Origin of the sequence: Arthrobacter sp. ISL-28 (assembly GCF_018613875.1) — a bacterium.
GTDB lineage: Bacteria > Actinomycetota > Actinomycetes > Actinomycetales > Micrococcaceae > Arthrobacter.
Genome location: NZ_JAGGPJ010000007.1, coordinates 35,813 through 53,345 on the forward strand (window position 1 = coordinate 35,813; position 17,533 = coordinate 53,345).

General features: G+C 65.6%; 19 protein-coding genes. 13 read left to right on the forward strand and 6 right to left on the reverse strand.

Annotated features, from left to right (window positions below; genetic code table 11):
- Nucleotide 1: 1 nt before the first annotated feature.
- The 3 genes from J7E80_RS05075 to purU all read right to left on the reverse strand — a co-directional run bounded on the left by J7E80_RS05075 (nucleotide 2) and on the right by purU (nucleotide 1,930).
- Nucleotides 2–529, reverse strand: a complete 528-nt coding sequence (locus J7E80_RS05075; protein WP_215050398.1) for a gamma carbonic anhydrase family protein — start codon at nucleotides 527–529, stop codon at nucleotides 2–4.
- 58 nt (nucleotides 530–587) lie between these two features.
- The gene (locus J7E80_RS05080) at nucleotides 588–947 is read right to left on the reverse strand and encodes a class I SAM-dependent methyltransferase (protein ID WP_215050399.1); all 360 of its coding nucleotides are present in this window, start codon (nucleotides 945–947) and stop codon (nucleotides 588–590) included.
- Between the two features lie 122 nt (nucleotides 948–1,069).
- Complete coding sequence (gene purU, locus J7E80_RS05085) at nucleotides 1,070–1,930, reverse strand: formyltetrahydrofolate deformylase (RefSeq protein ID WP_215050400.1); 861 nt, start codon at nucleotides 1,928–1,930, stop codon at nucleotides 1,070–1,072.
- A 323-nt stretch (nucleotides 1,931–2,253) separates the two neighbouring features.
- Here purU and glyA point away from each other — a divergent pair, with 323 nt between their 5' ends.
- From glyA to J7E80_RS05150, 13 genes are all read left to right on the forward strand, one after another.
- On the forward strand, nucleotides 2,254–3,561 hold the full coding sequence (gene glyA, locus J7E80_RS05090; protein ID WP_215050401.1) for a serine hydroxymethyltransferase: 1,308 nt from the start codon (nucleotides 2,254–2,256) through the stop codon (nucleotides 3,559–3,561).
- Nucleotides 3,562–3,564: 3 nt separating this feature from the next.
- Entirely contained in the window at nucleotides 3,565–4,467 is a 903-nt protein-coding gene (locus J7E80_RS05095; RefSeq protein ID WP_215050402.1) for a bifunctional methylenetetrahydrofolate dehydrogenase/methenyltetrahydrofolate cyclohydrolase, read from the forward strand.
- A 117-nt stretch (nucleotides 4,468–4,584) separates the two neighbouring features.
- Nucleotides 4,585–5,766 carry a sensor histidine kinase gene (locus J7E80_RS05100; RefSeq protein ID WP_215050403.1) on the forward strand — a complete coding sequence of 394 codons (1,182 nt, stop codon included), beginning with the start codon at nucleotides 4,585–4,587 and terminating at the stop codon, nucleotides 5,764–5,766.
- Nucleotides 5,763–6,428, forward strand: a complete 666-nt coding sequence (locus tag J7E80_RS05105) for a response regulator transcription factor (protein ID WP_215050404.1) — start codon at nucleotides 5,763–5,765, stop codon at nucleotides 6,426–6,428. Before J7E80_RS05100 ends, J7E80_RS05105 begins: the two co-directional genes overlap by 4 nt.
- A 139-nt stretch (nucleotides 6,429–6,567) precedes the next feature.
- Nucleotides 6,568–6,879 carry an SHOCT domain-containing protein gene (locus J7E80_RS05110; RefSeq protein ID WP_215050405.1) on the forward strand — a complete coding sequence of 104 codons (312 nt, stop codon included), beginning with the start codon at nucleotides 6,568–6,570 and terminating at the stop codon, nucleotides 6,877–6,879.
- 228 nt (nucleotides 6,880–7,107) lie between these two features.
- Nucleotides 7,108–8,043, forward strand: a complete 936-nt coding sequence (locus J7E80_RS05115) for an ABC transporter ATP-binding protein (protein WP_215050704.1) — start codon at nucleotides 7,108–7,110, stop codon at nucleotides 8,041–8,043.
- Nucleotides 8,036–8,911 (forward strand): ABC transporter permease, encoded by an 876-nt coding sequence (locus J7E80_RS05120; RefSeq protein ID WP_215050406.1) that lies wholly within the window; start codon nucleotides 8,036–8,038, stop codon nucleotides 8,909–8,911. Before J7E80_RS05115 ends, J7E80_RS05120 begins: the two co-directional genes overlap by 8 nt.
- Entirely contained in the window at nucleotides 8,908–9,741 is an 834-nt protein-coding gene (locus J7E80_RS05125) for an ABC transporter permease (RefSeq protein WP_215050407.1), read from the forward strand. The genes J7E80_RS05120 and J7E80_RS05125 overlap by 4 nt, the downstream gene beginning before the upstream one ends.
- 94 nt (nucleotides 9,742–9,835) lie before the next feature.
- On the forward strand, nucleotides 9,836–10,399 hold the full coding sequence (locus tag J7E80_RS05130) for a hypothetical protein (protein WP_215050408.1): 564 nt from the start codon (nucleotides 9,836–9,838) through the stop codon (nucleotides 10,397–10,399).
- A 10-nt stretch (nucleotides 10,400–10,409) separates the two neighbouring features.
- The gene (locus J7E80_RS05135; protein ID WP_215050409.1) at nucleotides 10,410–11,243 is read left to right on the forward strand and encodes an exodeoxyribonuclease III; all 834 of its coding nucleotides are present in this window, start codon (nucleotides 10,410–10,412) and stop codon (nucleotides 11,241–11,243) included.
- A gap of 18 nt (nucleotides 11,244–11,261) precedes the next feature.
- Nucleotides 11,262–12,371 carry a tryptophan--tRNA ligase gene (gene trpS, locus J7E80_RS05140; RefSeq protein ID WP_215050410.1) on the forward strand — a complete coding sequence of 370 codons (1,110 nt, stop codon included), beginning with the start codon at nucleotides 11,262–11,264 and terminating at the stop codon, nucleotides 12,369–12,371.
- Nucleotides 12,355–12,972 (forward strand): 2'-5' RNA ligase family protein, encoded by a 618-nt coding sequence (locus J7E80_RS05145; RefSeq protein WP_251036479.1) that lies wholly within the window; start codon nucleotides 12,355–12,357, stop codon nucleotides 12,970–12,972. The genes trpS and J7E80_RS05145 overlap by 17 nt, the downstream gene beginning before the upstream one ends.
- A gap of 37 nt (nucleotides 12,973–13,009) precedes the next feature.
- Nucleotides 13,010–14,074 (forward strand): YihY/virulence factor BrkB family protein, encoded by a 1,065-nt coding sequence (locus tag J7E80_RS05150; protein WP_311380769.1) that lies wholly within the window; start codon nucleotides 13,010–13,012, stop codon nucleotides 14,072–14,074.
- On the opposite strand, the gene J7E80_RS05155 is transcribed toward J7E80_RS05150, so the two are convergent.
- The 3 genes from J7E80_RS05155 to sdhA form a co-directional block, all read right to left on the reverse strand.
- Nucleotides 14,031–14,801: a S9 family peptidase gene (locus J7E80_RS05155; RefSeq protein ID WP_215050413.1), complete on the reverse strand. Its 771-nt coding sequence runs from the start codon at nucleotides 14,799–14,801 to the stop codon at nucleotides 14,031–14,033. The genes J7E80_RS05150 and J7E80_RS05155 overlap by 44 nt on opposite strands.
- A 109-nt stretch (nucleotides 14,802–14,910) precedes the next feature.
- On the reverse strand, nucleotides 14,911–15,693 hold the full coding sequence (locus tag J7E80_RS05160; protein ID WP_215050414.1) for a succinate dehydrogenase iron-sulfur subunit: 783 nt from the start codon (nucleotides 15,691–15,693) through the stop codon (nucleotides 14,911–14,913).
- A gap of 1 nt (nucleotide 15,694) precedes the next feature.
- Entirely contained in the window at nucleotides 15,695–17,494 is a 1,800-nt protein-coding gene (gene sdhA / locus J7E80_RS05165) for a succinate dehydrogenase flavoprotein subunit (RefSeq protein WP_215050415.1), read from the reverse strand.
- Between the last annotated feature and the right edge of the window lie 39 nt (nucleotides 17,495–17,533).

Genomic DNA, 17,533 nt, shown 5'->3' on the forward strand with positions numbered 1-17,533 from the left:
GTCAGCGGTCGCCCGCGTGAACCTCGCGGTGCGCCTGCGCGAGGTCGCGGTAGTGCGCCGCGTTGCGCTTCACGCCGTCGAACTCGTCATCCGTGAGTTCCCGGCGGACCTTGGCCGGGACCCCGGCCACGAGGGAGCGCGGCGGGATCACGGTGCCTTCCAGCACGACGGCGCCGGCCGCCACGAGCGAGCCGGCGCCGATCACCGCGCCGTTGAGGATGGTGGCGCTCATGCCGATGAGGCAATCATCCTCCACGGTGCAGCCGTGCACCACTGCGCTGTGCCCGACGCTGACCCGTGCCCCAACACTGCAGGGGAAGCCCGGATCGGCGTGCAGGACTACGTTGTCCTGCAGATTGCTGCCGGAGCCGACGCTAATCGCGGCCGTGTCCGCCCGCACGGAGACGCCGTAAAAGGCGCTGGCGTCCTCGGCGAGCGTCGCCTTGCCGATGACGGACGCCGTCGGCGCGATGAAAGCTGAAGGGTGGATGTCCGGAGTATCGCCGGCGAAGGAATAGATGGGTGCCATGCCCCCAGCCTAAGACACCGTGCCGATGAGACACGGTGCGTATTACATCGACTGCGGGTCAGGGGAGGACGACGGCGATCGGCGCGCCTGGCGTCGCCACCCGCTCGAGTTCACGCACGACGTCGTCCGCCTCGGCCGCCGTGAGCCCCGCCAGGGCCTGGACTGCCCACACCGCGGGGAACGTATGGTCGGCGAACGGCAGGCGGGCGGGGTCCGCCACCGAGACGCTCAGCCGGCGGGCCACGGCGTAGCGCACGTTCCCGTCGTACGGATCCACGCCGGTGTAGTGGATGCCCGCCTTGACGAACATGATGCCGTCCTCGCCAGGGCCGCAGCACACCTCCAGCACGGAATGGCGCCCCTGCGCCTTGAGGAGGGCAATGAAGGGTTCCAGCGAGGTTTCCGTCAGCAGAGTCATCGTGTTAACCAGTCTCAGTTAAAACCCGCGTCGTTGGAACAGCTCAGGCAAGGACCGTCCAGCAAAGACCCGCTCAGCAAGAAACCGGGTCAGCGAAAAAACCGGTTCAGTTAAACACCCGCTCAGTTAAAGACGACCGTCCGGTTGCCGTCGAGGAGCACCCGGTGCTCGGCGTGCCACTGCACAGCCTGGGCAAGGGTGCGGCCTTCCACGTCCCGGCCCATCTGCACAAACTGCTCCGGCGTGCGGGCATGGTCCACGCGGATCACTTCCTGCTCGATGATGGGGCCCTCGTCCAGCGCTGCCGTGACGTAATGTGCCGTGGCGCCGATCAGCTTCACGCCGCGGGCATGGGCCTGGTGGTAGGGCTTGGCGCCCTTGAAGGATGGCAGGAACGAGTGGTGGATGTTGATGGCCTTGCCCGTCAGCTCGGTGCACAGCTCGTCGGAAATGATCTGCATGTAGCGGGCCAGGACGGTCAGTTCCACATTGTTCTCGGCAATGATGGCGCGCAGCTGGTCCTCGGCCTGCGCCTTGGTATCCGGCGTGACCGGAATGTGGTGGAACGGGATGCCGTAGAACTCGGCCAGTCCGGCCAGATCGCTGTGGTTGGAGACGATGGCCGGGACCTCGATCGGCAGCGTGCCCGACCTCTGCAGGAACAGGAGGTCATTCAGGCAGTGGGCCGATTTGCTGGCCATCAGCAGCGTGCGGACCTTCTGGCCGACCGGGTGGAGGCTCCACTGCATCCCGAAGGCCTCGGCCACGGGCTCCAGTGCCGCGGCGACCTCGGCCCCGGAGGCTGCCGTGGTCGCTTCAACCCGCATGAAGAAGGTGCCGGTAGCCTGGCTGCCGTACTGCTGGGAATCCGTAATATTGCAGCCCGCCACGAGCAGGGCGCCGGCCACTGCGTGGACGATCCCCGGGCGGTCGGGGCAGGAGAGGGTTACTACATATGCTTTGGCGGGCTGGTCTTCAATCACGAAGAACAGCCTACCCGCGCTGTGGCCCGCCTTTTGGTACTCTGGTGGGGTCGCAACTGGCGTTGGGTGGCTAACCACCAGGGAGCGGCATTCACGAAGACCACGGATCGTACGCCTGGGCCGAGGGTCATGTTTCGCCGGTAGAACGCAGTGCTTCCTGAAAGTGTGCGGTCATCCGGCGGGTTGTGCCGCCCCGCGAAGGGACGGCGCGCCTTTCGGACCAGCGTCCGGGCCGGTCCCGGATTGTGGTCATCAAGGGGCGGAGCAACGCGCCAGCCGGTAGCCTGACCTTAGCAGTGCCCATCCCTAGCCAGGAGCTTTTCGTGACTACTTCACCGACTTCCGTCAGCACTTCCTCCTCCGTCAGCAACCAGCCGCTGGTCGAACTCGATCCCGAGATCGCCGCAGTCCTGGACCAGGAGCTCGGCCGCCAGCGCGGCACCCTGGAGATGATCGCCTCCGAAAACTTCGCGCCGCGCGCCGTGATGGAAGCCCAGGGCTCCGTCCTGACCAACAAGTACGCCGAGGGCTACCCGGGGCGCCGCTACTACGGCGGCTGCGAGTACGTCGACATTGCCGAGCAGCTGGCGATCGACCGCGTAAAGGCCCTGTTCGGCGCCGAATACGCCAACGTCCAGCCGCACTCCGGCGCCCAGGCCAACGCCGCGGCACTCTCCGCCATGATCACCCCGGGCGACAAGATCCTTGGCCTCTCTCTGGCGCACGGCGGCCACCTGACCCACGGCATGAAGCTTAACTTCTCCGGCAAGCTCTACAACGTGGCGGCCTACCAGGTGGAGCAGGACACCTTCCGCATCGACATGGACAAGCTGCGCGAGCAGGCCATCGCTGAAAAGCCGCAGGTCATCATCGCCGGCTGGTCCGCCTACCCGCGCCACCTCGACTTTGCCGCCTTCCGCTCGATCGCGGATGAAGTGGGCGCCCTCCTCTGGACGGACATGGCACACTTCGCCGGCCTCGTGGCAGCGGGACTGCACCCGAGCCCGGTGCCGCACTCCGACGTCGTCACCTCCACCGTGCACAAGACCCTGGCCGGTCCCCGCTCGGGTGTGATCCTGGCCAAGCAGGAGTGGGCCAAGAAGCTCAACTCCAACGTCTTCCCGGGCCAGCAGGGCGGGCCGCTCATGCATGTCATCGCAGCGAAGGCCGTGGCCTTCAAGATCGCCGGCACCGCGGAGTTCAAGGAGCGCCAGGAGCGCGTCCTCGAGGGCGCCAGGATCATCGCGGACCGCCTCAACCAGTCCGACGTCGCCGAGGCCGGCGTCTCGGTCCTGACCGGCGGCACCGATGTGCACCTGGTCCTGGTGGACCTCCGCAACTCGCAGCTGGACGGCCAGCAGGCCGAGGACCTCCTGCACTCCGTGGGCATCACCGTCAACCGCAACGCCGTGCCGTTCGACCCCCGCCCGCCGATGGTTACCTCCGGCCTGCGCATCGGCACCCCGGCGCTGGCGACCCGCGGTTTCGGCGCCCGGGAATTCACCGAAGTTGCCGAGATCATCGCCACCGCGCTAAAAGCCGGCTCGGGCACCGATGTAGAGGCGCTGCAGGCGCGCGTGGACAAGCTCGCTGCCGACTTCCCGCTTTACCCGCAGCACGAGCAGTGGTAACCAATGACCGCTGACACCACGAAGACCGCACAGGTCCTCGACGGCAGGGCCACCGCCGCTGCCATCAAGGCCGAGCTGACCGAACGCGTGGCCGCACTCAAGGCCAAGGGCGTCACACCGGGACTGGGCACCATCCTCGTCGGCTCCGATCCAGGCAGTGTCTGGTACGTGGGCGGCAAGCACAAGGACTGCGCCGAGGTGGGCATCAACTCCATCCGCCGCGACCTGCCCGAGGAAACCACCCAGGACGAGCTCCTGGCCGTGGTCCGCGAGCTGAACGAGAACCCGGACTGCACCGGCTACATCGTCCAGCTGCCGCTGCCCAAGCACATAGACCAGGACGTCATCCTGGAGGCCATGGATCCCGACAAGGACGCTGACGGCCTGCACCCGATGAACCTGGGCCGGCTGGTGGCCAACATCAGCGGACCCATGAAGTCGCCGCTGCCCTGCACCCCGAAGGGCTGCGTGGAGCTGCTGACCCGCCACGGCATCGACCTCAAGGGCAAGCGCGTCCTCGTGGTGGGCCGCGGAGTCACGATCGGCCGTCCCGTGGGCCTCCTGCTCACCCGCAAGGATGTCAACGCCACTGTGGTCCTGGCCCACACCGGTACCGTTGACCTGCCCGCTGAACTCCGGCAGGCCGACGTCGTGATCGCCGCTGCGGGGCAGCCGCACATGATCAGGGCGGAGAACCTGAAGCCGGGCGCCATTGTGCTCGACGTCGGCGTCAGCCGCGTGGACGACGGCACCGGTAAGGCGGTGGTCACCGGAGACGTGCATCCCGACGCCGCCGACGTCGCCGCCTGGCTGTCCCCGAACCCCGGCGGCGTGGGTCCGATGACCCGTGCCATGCTGCTGGCCAACGTGGTGGAGAGCGCCGAACGGCAGGCGGGCGTCGCCTAGTCACACCCGCCCCTGAGGCTCAATCCGTGAAGCGTCGGGCGCCTACTCCTCTGGGAGTAGGCGCCCTACGCCGTTAAGCCGACGACCGGGCGGGGCCTTCGCGGCTAGGCTCGGAGTATGCAGCGCCGTTTCCGGGGACCGCCCACCGCAGCAATTGTGATTGCCGTGGCCGTCTTCGAGGTGGTGGGCACGGTCTTCGCTTCCGCCCGGCAGCCGGACCACCGGCCACTGGATGTGCTCGCGTTTGTCCTGCTGCTGGCCGGGCCCGCTTCATTGTCGCTGCGCCGGCGCGCTCCGCTGGTGATGCTTCCGGCCGCGGCCGCCTCCGTCACGGCGTATCTGGCGCTCGGGTACCCATGGGGTCCCGTGTTTCTGTCCCTGGCCCTGGCGATAGTGTTCGCCGCAGCGGCAGGCAGGCGCTGGCAGACGTGGGCCGTCGCCGCAGCGTGCGCCGCCCTGTTGGTGGCCGGGGCGGCGGGCAGCGGCGATGAGTTCGCTCTGGTCCGGGCGTTCGCGGGCACATCGTGGCTCGCCATCCTTGTGCTGCTGGGGGAGGGGGTTCGGCTGCGCAGCGAACGGGTGGCGGAACGGCGCCGCCAGCAGGAGGCCCGCGAACAGGCAGCCCGCGACGAGTACCGGCTGGCACTCGCCCGGGACATCCACGACGTTGTTGCGCATTCCCTATCCCTGATCAACGTCCGTGCCTCGGTGGCTCTGCACCTGGGCGAGAAGGATCCGGGCCAGTTCCGCCCGGCGCTCGAAGCGATCAAGGCGGCGAGCAGGGATTCGCTGGCCGAGGTCCGCCAGCTCCTGGGCGTGCTCCGCGACGATGCCCCGCTGAGCCCCGCTCCGCCGCCGCGGCTGGACCGGATTCCGGCACTCGTCGATGACGCCCGCCGTGCCGGGCTCGAGGTGACCCTGACCCAGCCGGACTCAGCCGTTGTCCACCAGCTTCCGGATGCGGTCCAGGAAGCGTCGTACCGCATCGTCCAAGAGGCATTGACCAACGTGGTCCGGCATTCCGGAGCCCAAAAGGCGGTCGTCGTCCTGGCCCTGGCGGCAGGTGGCACGCCGGGTGAGCCGCAGACGTTAACTGTGACCGTTGACGACGACGGCTCCGGGGCCGCCGGAGCGCCGGAAGGTAACGGAGTGAAAGGGATGCGGGAAAGGGCGGCCGCCGTTGGCGGTACGCTGCACCTGACGCCCCTGAACCTGTCGCCGCAACAGCACGGCTGGCGGGTCCGGGCGGTGATGCCGGTGGCGGGACCGATGCCGGGTCCGGGACAGGAGGCACGGTGATTCGCATCCTGCTGGCCGACGACCAGACCCTCATCCGTGCCGGCTTCCGCGCCCTCTTGAGCGCCGAACCGGACATGGAGGTAGTGGCCGAGTGCGGAACAGGCCCCGACGCCGTTCGCCTGGCGGCCCGGGAGCATCCCGACGTGGTGCTCATGGACATCCGCATGCCCGACATGGACGGACTGGAGGCCACCCGGAAAATCATGGCGGACCAGGGCCTCGCGGGCACGCGCATCATCATCCTCACCACCTTCGAACTGGACGAATACATCGCGGAGGCAGTGCGTGCCGGCGCCGCAGGGTTCCTCGTCAAGGACACCGAACCGGAGGAGCTGCTCCGGGCGGTGCGCGTGGTCCATGACGGCGATGCCCTGCTGTCGCCGTCAGTCACGCGCCGCATCATGGCCCAGCTGGCGCTGCAGTCCCGGGCAACGGCGGCGCCGGTGTCGCTGGAGCACATCACCGAACGTGAGCGCGAAGTCCTGCGGCTGGTGGGCGAGGGCCTGAACAACGCGGAGATCGCGGAACGGCTGGTGATCACCCCGCTCACGGCCAAGACCCATGTCTCCCGCATCATGACCAAGCTCCTAGTGCGGGACCGGGCGCAGCTGGTGGTGCTTGCCTACGAATCGGGGCTCGTGCGGCCGGGCTGGGCCGGCTGAGGCAGCACGGGCGGGCTTCCCGCCGGAGTACGCGGGGAGCCGAAGGTGACTCCCGCCGTCGGACGACCTGCCGACGTCGGAGGGCGAGACTCGAAGCAGAGCCGAAATACGGCCCTCATCGAGAGTTTGGGAGCATGACATGCCTACTGCCCTAGCCACCACTTTCGCGGTCCAGTCCGCGCAGCTGCTGGCCGACCCCGCCGCCCATGGCCCCTGGGGCACCGGCCCGTGGGGCGCAGGATTCTCGCCATGGTTTCTGCTGTTCCCGCTGTTCTGGATCCTGGTGATCGGACTGTTCATTTTCTTCGCCCGGCGCATGTGGCGCCGGAACCACGAGTGGGCCACCGCCCGCGGCGGCGAGAGCGTTCTGCGCGAGCGGTATGCCCGCGGCGAAATTGACGAAACCGAGTACCGCCAGCGGCTGGAGGTCCTCCGGGGAGACCGAAAGTAACGCCGAACGCCAACGCGGGGTCACTACGCGCCCAATTCACCCTAGCTGTTGGACGCAAAGTGACCCCGCGTTGCCTTTCTTTTTTGAGATTTAGCTATTCCTTTGGCTAACCTGGCGTACTAGCGTAATGGGGTGCCCGAACTCCATTCCGCCGAAGGAACGTCCAAGAAGCCTGCACCCGCCAAAGACGCACGGCCCACGAAAGATGCCGGGCCGTCTACAAATGCCGTGCCCGCCCCGCCGCAGTATGTGATTACAGCCAAAAACCTGACCAAAACCTATGGCGACGTCACCGCCGTCGACGGCATTTCCTTCAGCGTCCCTGTGGGCGAAGCTTTCGGGCTGCTCGGGCCCAACGGCGCCGGTAAATCCACCACCATGAAGATGATCGGCGGGGTGGCCCAGCGTACCTCGGGGAGCCTGACCATCATGGGCCTGGACCCGGAAGAGCACGGCCCGGAGGTCCGCGCGCATCTGGGCGTGGTGCCGCAGCAGGACAACCTCGACGAGGAACTCAGGGTCCGCGACAACCTGCTGGTCTACGGCCGCTACTTCGGGCTGCCCATGAGCTACCTGAAGCCCAAGGCCGATGAACTCCTGGAATTCGCACAGCTGACGGACAAGGCCAAGTCCAAGGTGGATGCGCTGTCCGGCGGAATGAAGCGGCGCCTGACCATCGCCCGCTCGCTCATTAACGAGCCCCGGATCCTGCTCCTTGACGAGCCCACCACGGGGCTTGACCCGCAGGCGCGGCACATTCTCTGGGACCGGCTGTTCCGGCTTAAGGAACAGGGGGTCACACTGATCCTCACCACGCACTACATGGACGAAGCGGAGCAGCTCTGCGACCGCCTTATCGTCGTGGACAAGGGCCGGATCATGGCCGAAGGGTCGCCGGCCAGCCTGATCCGGAACTACTCCACCCGCGAGGTCTTGGAGCTGCGCTTCGGCTCCGAGCGGAACACCAGCGTCGGCGCGGAACTTGAAGGGATCGGCGAGCGGCTGGAGACACTCCCGGACCGTGTCCTCATCTACACGCAGGACGGGGAGGCGGCCCTCGAGGAAGTCTCCGCCCGCGGCCTGCGCCCGCTTACCTCGCTGGTGCGCCGGTCCTCGCTGGAGGACGTATTCCTCCGGCTCACGGGCAGGAGCCTCATTGACTGAGCCGCCCCTCGCAAAGACCAGCAAAACGCGGACGACGTCGGAGCCACCTCTGCGTGCCCACCCACCGGAGGTTTCTGCCGCCAAGGCGCGGCGCTGGGGCGCGTTTTATTTCGCCGAGCAGGTCCTGCGGGTCATGAAGGGCTACGGCTGGTCCATTTTCCTGTACAGCGTAGGGCAGCCGGCCGCCTATTTATTCGCCATGGGCGTCGGCCTGGCCACCTTGGTGGATACGAACAGCGCCACGGCCTTCGGCGGCGTCAGCTACCTCGCCTACATCGCACCGGCACTGCTCATCTCGGCTGCCGTCATGACGGCGGCCACGGAGTTCACGTTTCCGGTGATGGATGGCTTCAAGTGGCGGCGGGTCTACTACGGGCCGCATGCCTCACCGCTGACCCCGGAGCAGATAGCGGCTGGTCAGATCATCGCCGTCACCCTGCGCTTCTTGCTGCAGTCGGTCATCTACTTCGTCATTGTGGCCATGTTTGGCGCCTCACCCAGCGGCTGGGGCTGGGGCTCGGTGCTGGTGGCTACCCTGGCCGGGCTCTCCTTCGGACTCCCGCTGATGGCCTACGCGGCATCCGTCAAGGAGGACAAGGGCCAGTTCGCCATGGTCATGCGGTTCATCGTGATGCCGCTGTTCCTGTTTTCGGGCACATTTTTCCCGCTGGATACGCTGCCTGTCCTGGTGCGGTGGATCGGCTGGATCTCGCCCATCTGGCACGGGACAGAACTCGGCCGGGTCCTGAGCTACGGCCATGAGGAACCGCCGGTGCTCACCATCATCCACATCGTTTTCCTGGCGGGGCTTGCCTGGTTTGGCTGGGTGCTCACCAAGCGCCAATTCGTCAGGAGGATGGGACAGTGACCGTCCTGACCCAGGGCCACAGCGTTACTGAGGAAGCGCGCAACAGGCGCTTTGGCCCGCTGTATTCCCGCAACGCCAGGGCAGTGATAGGGCGGGGACTGATGGCGACCAAGAGCAGCAACTGGCTGGTCATGCTGTCCGGGTTCTTTGAGCCCGTGCTGTTCCTGATTTCCATGGGCGTCGGCATGGGTGCCATGGTGGGCACCGTCCAGGGCCCGGGAGGCCAGGAGATCAGTTATGCGGCGTACATCGCGCCCGCACTCCTCGCCGTTTCGGCCATGAACGGCGCCATCTACGACTCAACCTGGAACGTCTTTTTCAAGATGAACTTCGCGAAGCTCTACCAGGGGATGCTTTACACCTCGTTGGGTCCCCTGGACGTGGCGATGGGCGAGATCTTCCTGGCGCTGCTGCGCGGGCTGCTGTACGCCACAGGCTTCACCGCCGTCATGGGCCTCATGGGACTCATCACCACGCCGTGGGCACTCCTGATGATCCCCGCCTCGGTCCTCATCGCCTTCGGCTTTGCCAGCTTCGGCATGGGCATCACGAGCTTTATGAAGACCTTCCAACAGATGGACTGGATCAACTTCATCATGCTTCCGATGTTCCTGTTCAGCGCCACGTTCTATCCGCTCAGCGTGTACCCGCAGTACATCCAGTGGCTGATTCAGGCGATGCCGCTCTGGCACGGCGTAGAACTGCTGCGGCAGATCAGTGCAGGAGCCTTCACCCCGGCGACGGCCATTCATGTCGGCTATTACCTGGTGATGATCGTCCTCGGTCTCATGCTGACCACCGGCAGGCTCCGCAGCCTCTTCCTCAAGTAGTAGTTGATCCGTGCAGGTTGCCTGCTTGCCGCCCGCTGTTCGCCGCGGGTGGAAGCGTTCATGCCCTGGCCCGTGGGTTTGAGACAATAGCTGCATGCGATCTCTGGGCACCTCCAAATCTTCGTCCCATCCGGCCAAGGGCGGATTCTCCATGTTCCGCATCAGCGGTCCCGGTCTGTTGGTCCTGATGACGGCTTTTCTGGTCGCCGTCATCTTTGCAGCCAACCAGAACGACGTCGTCGGCTGGGTGGTCGCTGTCATCGCACTGTTCTGGCTCCTGCTGGCCTCCTTCGTGGTTTTCAGCATCCAGAAAGCCGCCAAGAAGGCCGGAGCGAAGCTGAACGAAGCCCAGAACGCGTTTAATGCGGCAGCCGGCCGTGCCCCGTCGCAGGCATCCGCGGACCACGGCGGAACCCGCCTTGTGGGCGAACGCGGCGAAGCGGAGGAAATCCGCGACATGAAGCTGGACCACTCGTTCAAGATCGTCCAGGTGCAGGTCCGCGTGGTGGAGCAGGAGCGCGCCAAGGGCGCCGCGGCGGACCAGGACACCATCCGCCGCGCCCTGGAAACCATCGAGATCACGGCCACCAATGCCCGGGACATGATCAAGTCCTCCGGCGGCTCCGGCGATCCGGTCGCTGGAACCATCATCGACTAGAGTGGAACGAGTGAGCCCGGCATTGAAGAAGGACCACCTTCGCATCGCAACAGTCAACGTTAACGGCCTTCGTGCTGCCTACAAGAAGGGAATGGCGGAGTGGCTGGAAGCCCGCGAGGTGGACATCCTCACCCTGCAGGAAGTCCGTGCCCCGGACGCTATCGTCCACAAGCTGCTGGGCGAAGGGTGGCACATCCTGCACGCCGAAGCAGAGGCCAAGGGCCGCGCCGGCGTCGCCATCGCCTCCCGGGAGGAGCCACTCGAAACGCGGGCCCATATCGGAGACGACTACTTCGCCACTGCCGGCCGCTGGGTGGAGGCGGATTTCCGCGTCCGGGACGCCGCGGGCAATCCCTCCCAGCTGACCGTGGTGAGCGCCTACGTGCACTCGGGCGACGTCGGGACGCCCAAGCAGGTCGACAAGTACCGCTTCCTGGACGTCATGACCACCCGCCTGCCCGAACTGTCCAAGCACAGCGACCACGCACTGGTCACGGGTGACCTGAACGTAGGCCACACCGAGCTGGACATCAAGAACTGGAAGGGCAACGTCAAGCGTGCCGGCTTCCTGCCCGAGGAGCGTGCCTACTTTGACCGCTTCTTCGGCGAGGAAATCGGCTGGAAGGATGTCCACAGGGGCCTGGCGGGCAACGTCAACGGCCCCTACACCTGGTGGTCCCAACGTGGCCAGGCCTTCGACAATGATTCTGGCTGGCGCATCGATTACCATATGGCCACCCCCGCCCTCGCTGCCGCAGCTGTTTCGGCGGTCGTGGACCGCGCACCCTCGTGGGACACCCGTTTCTCTGACCATGCACCGCTGGTAGTGGACTACCGGCTCTAGTCTTAAGGCCTCCGACGAATGACCTCCACCCCCATCGCGACCGACGCCGCAGCTTCCGGGCAGCCCGATCCCGCCGCCAGCCTCCAGCAGGAGACCAGGACCGGGAAGGACACAGGGATCCGCCACCGCATCCTGTCGGGGATGCAGCCCTCAGCGGACTCGCTGCACCTCGGCAACTACCTGGGCGCGCTCGTCAACTGGGTCCGGATGCAGGAAGAGTACGACGCCATCTTCTTCATCCCGGACCTGCACGCCATCACCGTGCCGCAAGACCCGGCTGAACTCGCGCACCGCACCCGTGTCACGGCCGCGCAGTACATCGCCGGCGGGGTGGACGTGGACAAGTGCACCCTGTTTGTCCAGTCCCAGGTGCCCGAGCACGCGCAGCTGGCATGGGTCCTGAACTGCATCACCGGCTTCGGCGAAGCCTCCCGCATGACGCAGTTCAAGGACAAGGCACTGAGACAGGGTTCGGACGCCGCGAGCGTGGGCCTGTTCACCTATCCCGTTCTGCAGGCCGCGGATATCCTCCTGTACCAGCCGCACGGAGTCCCCGTCGGCGAGGACCAGCGCCAGCACGTGGAGCTCAGCCGCGATCTCGCAACCAGGTTCAACACCCGGTTCGGCCAGACGTTCACGGTGCCCAAGCCCTTCATCCAGAAGGAATCGGCCAAGATCTACGATCTGCAGCAGCCCACCGTCAAGATGTCCAAGTCCGCCGAATCGCCGGCCGGCCTGATCAACCTGCTCGACGATCCCAAGGTCACCGCCAAGCGGATCAAGTCAGCCGTGACGGATGCCGAAACCGAGATCCGTTTCGACCGCGACACCAAGCCGGGCGTATCCAACCTGCTGACCATCTACTCGGTCATCACCGGCCAGACCGTGGAGCAGCTGGTCACGGCCTACGAAGGAAAGATGTACGGCCACCTCAAAGTGGACCTGGCTGAAATCGTGGCAGAGCGCCTGACCCCGATCCGCAGCCGCGCCAACGAGCTGCTCGCCGATCCGGCCGAGCTGGACCGGCTCCTGGCCCACGGAGCGGACAAGGCCCGTGAAATTGCCTCGGCAACGCTCCAGGACGTCTATGCCAAAGTCGGCTTCCTTCCGTATGCCGGAGCCCGCTAAGCCCATGCCCGCCAACAGGAGAGCCAGCGACGGAATGAGCCTCGGGGTCATTCTGGGCTTCCCGCCTGAAATTGCGGAGGAACTGCAGCGATGGCGGGCGTCCTTCGGGGACCCCATGGCCACCGTCATTCCGGCGCACATCACGCTCGTCACCACCACGCCAACCCAGGACTGGGAGGCCGCCCGGGAACATGTCCGCGAGGTGGCCCGCACCCAGACGCCATTCATGGTCACGATCGCTGGCACCGGCTCCTTCCGGCCGGTTTCCCCGGTGGTCTTCATCAACGTGGAAGAAGGGTTCGGGGAGTGCGTCGAGCTGCACGAAAAACTGCAGACCGGTCCCTTGGAACGCGAGCTGCCTTTCGCCTACCACCCGCATGTGACCATCGCCCATGACGTGGCCCCGGAAAGCCTGGATGAAGCGGAAACGGTACTGAAGGACTACAGGGCGACCTTCCCCGTGGTTAGCATGGGACTTTACGAGCACGATGCCGATGGCATTTGGCAGCTACGGGAAGAGCTTGACTTTGGTACCGAACCTGACGACGAACGGGAGCAGCTCCGAACAGCCGAAGCTGGCGGGGCAACCACTTCCCACTGAACGCGCCCGCCTGAAGCTGGAGGTCATCCACAAGAAGGTGGAATGGAGCAAGGCGCGCAGGTCGGGTAAAGGACCCGTGCCGCAGCTCCTAGCCCTGGTCCAATGGCTGCTCGCCCGGCTGAACGCCTTCCGGCCCGTGCGCGCCTGGCAGCACTACAACCTTCAGCGCGGACCGCTGCTCAGCGCCGGCATTGGCTTCAACATGTTCTTTTCGATCACCGGTCTGCTCACTACCGGTTTCTCCGTTGCCGGATTGTTGCTCCGCGGGCAGCCAGCGCTTCTGGACCGAATCGTCAGCAGCGTGTCGGCAACTGCGCCGGGACTGTTGAAAACCGAAGGCCGGGAAGGACTAGTCGCCCCGGAAGAACTTCTGAACCCGGACGGCCTCGGCTGGACGGCGGTCATCGCCGCTGCAGTGACTGTGGTGACGTCTCTCCGCTGGATAGAGGGGATGCGCGGTGGCCTCCGCATCGTGCATCAGCTGCCTCCAGTGAAGCTGAACCCCGTGGTCCTCAAGCTCAAGGACGCGGGAATCCTCCTGCTGCTCGGAATCGCCCTTGTGCTCAGCGCAGGGGCGTCGCTGGTCTTCGGTACTGCAGCCGGCTGGGTGACTGAACAACTCCGGCTCGATCCGCTGCTCTCCTGGCCCCTGACCACGTCCATCAAGATCGGTGTGCCGCTGCTGCTGGGCTGGGTTACGGCGCTCATCATGTTCCGGTTTGCCGGAGGACTCAAGCTGTCCCGCCGGGCGCTGCTGGAAGGGACCATCCTCGCGGCACTGGGGACCGCCGTCCTTCAGATCTTCAGCACGGAATTGTTGGCAAGCGCCGGTCGGAATCCGATCCTGGCTCCGTTCGCCATCATCATCGGGCTGCTGATCTGGTTCAACCTGGTCAGCCAGGTCTACCTTGTGGCCGCCGCTTGGTCGGCCATCCGTGAGGAGGACCTGAAGTCGGCTCCCGCTGCAAAAACCACCGGCTGGGGTCCCCGGCAGGTCCAGCCCGGTAAAACGCCGGTGGAACGGCACCACACCGCGGAGCATCCGCGGCCGGTGGGGGTCAGCGCCCGGCGTCGAGGTACTGATCGGCCCACGCCGCGATGATCTTCGCTGCCCGGGCGGCCTGGCCCTTGCCCGTCAGCAGGTGATCGCTGCCTTCGAGGGACACGAAGTTCCGCGGGTGGCGCGCCGTCTGGAAGATCGTGCTGGCGTTCTCAATCCCCACGGTGTTGTCTGTGGGGGAGTGCAGGACCATCAGGGGCTTGTGCAGCCGCTTGATGCAGTCGGTGAGGTCGGCCTTTTCCAGGTCCTCGACGAAGTGCCGGCGGATCTCCACGCGTTTGCCGCCGAGGTCTACCTCTGCGCTGCCTTCGCTAAGGATCTTGTCCAGGGCAGCGTCAAAGACGTGGGCCACATGCTTCGGCGAGAACGGGGCAGCCACGGTGGCTACGGCGTCGAGCCCGGGGATCTCCGAGGCGGCGGCGAGGACGGCGGCCCCGCCGAACGAGTGGCCTACCAGCAGGGAGATAGCCCTGCCCTCGGCCCGCATGAATTCCGCAGCGCGGACGGTGTCCGCCACCTTGTGGCTGAAGGATCCTTCGGACCACATGCCGGCTGAATCGCCGAGGCCCAGGTTGTCGAAGCGGAGCATGCCGATCCCGCTGTCCGCCAGGGACTTGCACATGCGCGATGCCGCGGGGCTGTCCTTGCCCAGCGTGAAGCCATGCGAGAACACACCCCAGCCCTTCACGGGGCCTTCCGGCACATCGAGAATGCCGGAGAGCAGTTCCCCGGTGGAACCTTCGAACGAGACTTTTTCGGAGCGGGACACGGCGTCCTCTTTCGTTAGTGCCGGTGGCTTATTGGAAATACGACGACGGCGCCGCTCACCGTACGTTTACCGTACGTGGTGAGCGACGCCGTCGTCCGCGTGAACTTAATTAGATCTTGCGGGAGAGAATTGCCTGCTTGACTTCGGCAATCGCCTGGGTGACCTGGATGCCGCGCGGGCATGCTTCGGAGCAGTTAAAGGTGGTGCGGCAGCGCCACACACCTTCCTTGTCGTTCAGGATTTCCAGGCGCATGTCGCCGGCATCATCCCGGGAATCGAAGATGAAACGGTGCGCGTTGACGATCGCGGCCGGGCCGAAGTACTGGCCGTCGGTCCAGAATACAGGGCAGGACGAGGTGCACGCGGCGCACAGGATGCACTTGGTGGTGTCGTCGAAGCGCTCACGGTCCTCGGCGGACTGCAGGCGTTCCTTGGTGGGCTCGTGGCCCTTGTTGATCAGGAACGGCATTACTTCGCGGAACGACTGGAAGAACGGCTCCATGTCCACGATCAGGTCCTTCTCCACCGGCAGGCCCTTGATGGGTTCAACCGTGATGGGCTTGGACGTGTCCAGGTCCTTCAGCAGGGTCTTGCAGGCAAGACGGTTGCGCCCGTTGATGCGCATGGCGTCGGAACCGCAGACGCCGTGGGCGCAGGAGCGGCGGAAGGAGACGCTGCCGTCTACTTCCCACTTGATCTTGTGCAAGGCGTCCAGCACGCGGTCCGTGCCGTACATCGTCAGCTTGAAGTCATCCCAGCGGGCTTCCTCGGAAACCTCGGGGTTGTAGCGGCGGACCCGCAGCGTGATGTCGAAGGTGGGAATTTCTCCGCCGCCTCCGACATGGGCAGGCAGCTCGACCTTTGAGGCTGGCTCAGCAAGTTCAGCGGACATATTAGTACTTCCTCACCATCGGCTCGTAGCGCGTAAATACAACCGGCTTGGTGGCAAGCCGAATCCCGGCGATGCTCTCCGCGGAACCGTCCGCGGGAGCGTGCTCGTCCTTGTACGCCATGGAGTGCTTCATGAATTTTTCGTCGTCGCGGTCCGGGAAGTCCTCGCGGAAGTGGCCGCCGCGGGATTCCTCGCGGTGCAGGGCAGCAACCGTCATGACCTTCGCCAGTTCCAGCAGGAAGCCCAGTTCAACGGCCTCAAGGAGGTCCAGGTTGAAGCGCTTGCCCTTGTCCTGGACGTTGATGCGCTTGTAGCGCTCCTCGAAGGATGCGATGTCCTTCAGAACCTGGTTGAGGGTCTCTGCCGTACGGAACACCTGCATGTTGGCGTCCATGGTGTCCTGGAGTTCCTTGCGGATCACGGCCACCTTTTCGTCGCCGGTGCCCTTGCGGGCGATGTCCAGCAGTTCCAGGGTGTAGGCCTCGGGATCCTCCGGGAGTTCCACGAAACCGGCCGTCTTGGCGTACTCAGCGGCGGCGATGCCGGCGCGCTTGCCGAACACGTTGATGTCCAGCAGTGAGTTGGTGCCGAGTCGGTTGGAGCCGTGGACAGAAACGCAGGCCACCTCGCCGGCAGCGTACAGGCCCGGAACCACGGTGTCGTTGTCTTGGAGGACCTCGGTGTTGATGTTCGTGGGGATGCCGCCCATGGCGTAGTGGGCCGTCGGGAAGACGGGGACCGGCTCCGTGTAGGGTTCCACGCCGAGGTAGGTGCGGGCGAACTCGGTGATGTCAGGGAGCTTGGCGTCGATGTGGGCGGGCTCAAGGTGCGTCAGGTCAAGGAGCACGTAGTCCTTGTTCGGTCCGCAGCCGCGGCCCTCGCGGACTTCGTTGGCCATGGAGCGGGCCACGATGTCGCGGGGTGCGAGGTCCTTGATGGTGGGGGCGTAGCGCTCCATGAAGCGCTCACCTTCGGAGTTTCGCAGGATGGCGCCCTCGCCACGTGCGGCCTCGGAAAGCAGGATGCCCAGCCCGGCTAGGCCGGTCGGGTGGAACTGGAAGAACTCCATGTCCTCCAGCGGAATGCCGCGGCGGAAGGCAATGCCCATGCCGTCACCGGTGAGGGTGTGGGCGTTCGATGTGGTTTTGAAGACCTTGCCGGCGCCGCCGGAAGCGAAAACCACCGACTTGGCTTGGAAAACGTGCAGCTCACCGGAGGCCAGGTCGTAGGACACGACCCCGGCGACGCGCTTCTGCTTGTACGGCGTGCCGTCCTCGCGCACTGCGTCTTCCTCGACGGTGAGGAGGTCCAGGACGTAGTACTCGTTGTAGAACTCAACGTTATGCTTGACGCAGTTTTGGTACAGCGTCTGCAGGATCATGTGGCCCGTGCGGTCCGCTGCGTAGCAGGCGCGGCGGACAGGAGCCTTGCCGTGGTCGCGGGTGTGGCCACCGAAGCGGCGCTGATCGATCCGGCCTTCGGGCGTGCGGTTGAACGGCAGGCCCATCTTCTCGAGGTCGAGCACAGCGTCGATGGCTTCCTTGGCCATGACTTCGGCGGCGTCCTGGTCAACCAGGTAGTCGCCGCCCTTGATGGTGTCGAACGTGTGCCATTCCCAGTTGTCTTCTTCGACGTTGGCCAATGCCGCACACATGCCGCCCTGAGCCGCGCCCGTGTGGGAGCGGGTGGGGTAGAGCTTGGTCAGTACTGCTGTTCGCGCGCGCTGACCGGATTCGATCGCGGCGCGCATGCCAGCGCCACCGGCACCGACGATGACGACGTCGTACTTATGGACCTGCATACCAGACGCTCTTTCTCTCAAAATTCGCAATAAAACAAC

What these genes read in the sequence shown, in the direction of transcription:
- J7E80_RS05080 (WP_215050399.1), bottom strand. Translation starts at nt 947, where the DNA reads ATGACTCTGCTGACGGAAACCTCGCTGGAACCCTTCATTGCCCTCCTC.
- J7E80_RS05095 (WP_215050402.1), top strand. Translation starts at nt 3,565, where the DNA reads ATGACCGCTGACACCACGAAGACCGCACAGGTCCTCGACGGCAGGGCC.
- J7E80_RS05110 (WP_215050405.1), top strand. Translation starts at nt 6,568, where the DNA reads ATGCCTACTGCCCTAGCCACCACTTTCGCGGTCCAGTCCGCGCAGCTG.
- J7E80_RS05130 (WP_215050408.1), top strand. Translation starts at nt 9,836, where the DNA reads ATGCGATCTCTGGGCACCTCCAAATCTTCGTCCCATCCGGCCAAGGGC.
- trpS (WP_215050410.1), top strand. Translation starts at nt 11,262, where the DNA reads ATGACCTCCACCCCCATCGCGACCGACGCCGCAGCTTCCGGGCAGCCC.
- J7E80_RS05100 (WP_215050403.1), top strand. Translation starts at nt 4,585, where the DNA reads ATGCAGCGCCGTTTCCGGGGACCGCCCACCGCAGCAATTGTGATTGCC.
- J7E80_RS05160 (WP_215050414.1), bottom strand. Translation starts at nt 15,693, where the DNA reads ATGTCCGCTGAACTTGCTGAGCCAGCCTCAAAGGTCGAGCTGCCTGCC.
- J7E80_RS05075 (WP_215050398.1), bottom strand. Translation starts at nt 529, where the DNA reads ATGGCACCCATCTATTCCTTCGCCGGCGATACTCCGGACATCCACCCT.
- sdhA (WP_215050415.1), bottom strand. Translation starts at nt 17,494, where the DNA reads ATGCAGGTCCATAAGTACGACGTCGTCATCGTCGGTGCCGGTGGCGCT.
- J7E80_RS05145 (WP_251036479.1), top strand. Translation starts at nt 12,355, where the DNA reads ATGCCGGAGCCCGCTAAGCCCATGCCCGCCAACAGGAGAGCCAGCGAC.